Source organism: Sinomonas humi, assembly GCF_000802235.1.
Lineage (GTDB): Bacteria > Actinomycetota > Actinomycetes > Actinomycetales > Micrococcaceae > Sinomonas > Sinomonas humi.
In genome coordinates, this window is sequence record NZ_JTDL01000102.1 from 1 (window position 1) to 2,983 (window position 2,983).

Below are 2,983 nucleotides of genomic sequence, written 5' to 3' on the forward strand. Positions count from 1 at the left end.
GTGCTGAACCGTCTGCGCCGAGCGCAGGGCCAGCTGGCCGCCGTGGTCAGGATGATCGAGGAGGGCAAGGACTGCACCGCGGTGGTCACCCAGCTCTCCGCGGTCTCGAAGGCGATCGACCGGGCGGGCTTCGCGATCATCTCGTCCGGCCTTGAGGAATGCTTCCGCGCGGGGAGCGACGAGGTGGACCGGAAGCAGCTCGAGAAGCTGTTCCTGTCCCTGGCCTGAGCGTCCGGCCCCGGGACCGGAAGCAGCTCGAGAAGCTGTTCCTGTCCCTGGCCTGAGCGTCCGGCCCCGTTCCGCTCCCAGCGCGGGGGCGGCTGCCCGGCGCGGGCTGCGGGCGAGGGCGTAGAGCCCGAAGGCCGCGGACACTGCCACGAGCACCACGCCGATGAGGCCGGTATCGAATCCGGCCAGCGCGGCGAGCGGGCCGCTGCGGACCCCGAACAGCTGGGCGGCGGCCGAGGCCAGGCCGACCGCGCCGACCAGGAACGCGACCGCGACCGAGACGGCTGTGACGGCGAGGCTGTAGGCTGCCTTGCGCCGCGCGTCGCCTGAGGCCCACCGGTAGATCCGGTTCATGGCCACGCCGTCGGCGCTGTCGGAGAGCGTCATGCCAGCGGTGAACAGCAGCGGCAGGGCCAGGGCCGCCAATGGCGGCATCCCGGGGCTCAGCGCCCCGGCCGCGAGGAGGCCGACCGAGGCCGCGGTGTCGAGGCCGAGGCCGAACAGGAACCCGGTCGGGTACATCTTCCACGGGGCATCGACCAGGCGCGCCAGCGGCCCCAGGGCCCGGAAGAGGACCCCCCGGGAGTCGAGGCGCCGCTCGAGGTCTGCCGTGTCGAGGGCTCCGCCGCGCGCCCTGGCCAGGACCGAGCCCATTCCCCGCAGGGACGGGAGGTTGAGGGCCCCTGCCAGCAGCAGGAACACGCCCGAGACCGCCGAGCCCCACAGCGAGGCGCCCTGCCGCAGGGCCGAGCCTTCGTCCGCGAGCCTGTGGGAGAAGGCATCGACGCCGGCCAGGACGAGGGCGACGGCCCCGAGGACGACGGTCGAATGGCCCAGTGCGAACCAGAATCCGACCGAGACCGACCTCCGGCCCGTGGCGACGAGGCGCCGGGTGGCGTTGTCGATCGCGGCGATGTGGTCGGCGTCGAACGCGTGCCGGACGCCGAGTGCGTAGGCGCTCACCGCAAGCCCGGCCAGGATCGCCGGGCTCGCCCCGCCGCCCCGGAGGGCGGGAAGGACGAGCATTGCCAGGAGCCCCCACGCGGCCAGGTGCAGGGTCAGGACGGCCAGGCCCATGCCGGTGAGGGTTCGGCGCTCGCCCCGTGCGGCGGGGGTCCGGGAGGCCATGGGCGCTCCTCTCGTCGCGGTAGTGGGGGTAGGTGTCGGAAGGCCGGCCGCAGCAGGGCAGGGGATGGCACGGCTGGCCCGGGGAGGCTGGCGGGCGCGAGGGGGGACGGGCCCGCCAGCCGGTCTGTGGGGGTTCAGGCCGCGATCGGGAGGCCGGCTTCGGCGGCGCGGTCGAACGCGTCGTCGATCTGGACGACGTCGTGGCCGGCGCGCTCGAGCAGGCTCGCGGCGACGCCGGAGCGGTAGCCGGAGCCGCAGTGGACCCAGAGGCGGCCGCCCGGGACCTCGTCGAGGCGGTTCAGGAGCTCGTGGAGCGGGATGTTCACGGCTCCCTCGATCCGGGAGGCCCTGTGCTCGTCCGCGCGGCGGACGTCGAGGATGGCCTCGCCGGGCTGGCGCTGCGCGGCCATGCCCTCCCAGGTGACGCGCGGGTACGAGGAGATGGCGGCATCGGGAGCGAGCTCTCGCGGGTCCTCGCCGAGGGCGGCATCGGGAGAGTCGATGCCGATGCGGGAGAGGTCGCGGATGGCATTCTCGACGTCGGCGCGGGAGCCGACGAGGGTGAGCTTCTTCCCGTAGGGGAACAGCCAGCCGAGATAGGTGCTGAAGCTGTTGCCGTTTCCGTACTCGAAGCTCACCGTGCCCCTGAGGTGCTCGGAGGAGTAGGCGACGCGGTTGCGCAGGTCGACCACCCATTCGCCGGTCTCGAGGCGGGCGCGCAGCTCCGCCGGGTCCAGGGACTCGGGCACGTCCAGGTCGGGTTCGCCCGGCCCCGCCATGTTGCCGGGGCTCATGTGCACGTAGTAGCTCGGGTAGGCGGTGAGGTTGGCGATGAGCTCGGTGACGAAGTGCTCCTCGTCCGCGTCCGTGTAGACGTGGTTGGCCGTGAACTGCTCGCCGAGGGTGGAGCCGCCGGCCCCGGTGGCCGGGCCGGAGGAGCAGAAGGAGCCGAAGCCGTGCGTCGGGTACAGCGCCGCGTCCGCGGCTGCCTCCTCGGCGAGGCGGCGCGCGGAGGCGTACTGGTCGTGGGTGAGCCCGACGGTGTGCCCGGGGGCTACCAGGTCCGTCCGGCCGACCGAGCCGTAGAGCACGCTCCCGCCGGAGAAGACGGCCTGCCGGCCGTCGTGCTCGACGACGTAGGAGAGGTGGCTGTGGGTGTGGCCGGGCGTCGCGACGGCCTTGACCGTCAGCTCGCCGACCCTGACGGTCTCCCCGTCCGCGATCGGCGTGCGCTCGAAGGCGACCTCGTCCGCGGCGTTGACCAGGTAGACGGCGCCGTGCTTGCGGGCGTAGACCAGGCCGCCGGTGAGGTAGTCGTTGTGCATGTGGGTCTCGGCGACGTGCGTGACCTCGACCCCGGCCTCCTGGGCTGCGGCCTCGACGCGGTCGATGTCGCGCTGCGCGTCGATCACGAGCCCGGCGCGGCCGTCGTGGACGAGGTAGCTGCGGTCTCCCAGCTGCGGGGTATCGATGACGATGACGTCCATCGTGTTCCTCCAGGATGCTCTGCGGTCATGCTTCCACTCCCAAAGATACCCCCCGGGGGTATCGGTCCGGCAAGTCGGCCGCCGCCTCAGATCCGGATGTAGGCCCAGCCCTCCCACTGGCGGCGGGCGAGGTGCCCTAC

Annotated in this window: 2 protein-coding genes and 1 pseudogene; 1 reads left to right on the forward strand and 2 read right to left on the reverse strand. The window is 73.0% G+C overall.

Annotation, left to right across the window (positions count from 1 at the left end):
• Positions 1-228: metal-sensitive transcriptional regulator (locus LK10_RS22270; RefSeq protein WP_231567705.1), on the forward strand; the 228-nt coding region annotated here is incomplete at its 5' end.
• A gap of 135 nt (positions 229-363) precedes the next feature.
• Here the strand turns inward: LK10_RS22270 and LK10_RS22595 are convergent.
• Both LK10_RS22595 and LK10_RS09505 read right to left on the reverse strand, forming a co-directional pair.
• Positions 364-1,356: pseudogene (locus LK10_RS22595) on the reverse strand (HoxN/HupN/NixA family nickel/cobalt transporter); the annotation flags it as partial.
• A gap of 134 nt (positions 1,357-1,490) precedes the next feature.
• On the reverse strand, positions 1,491-2,843 hold the full coding sequence (locus tag LK10_RS09505; RefSeq protein ID WP_043122883.1) for an MBL fold metallo-hydrolase: 1,353 nt from the start codon (positions 2,841-2,843) through the stop codon (positions 1,491-1,493).
• Positions 2,844-2,983: the final 140 nt, after the last annotated feature.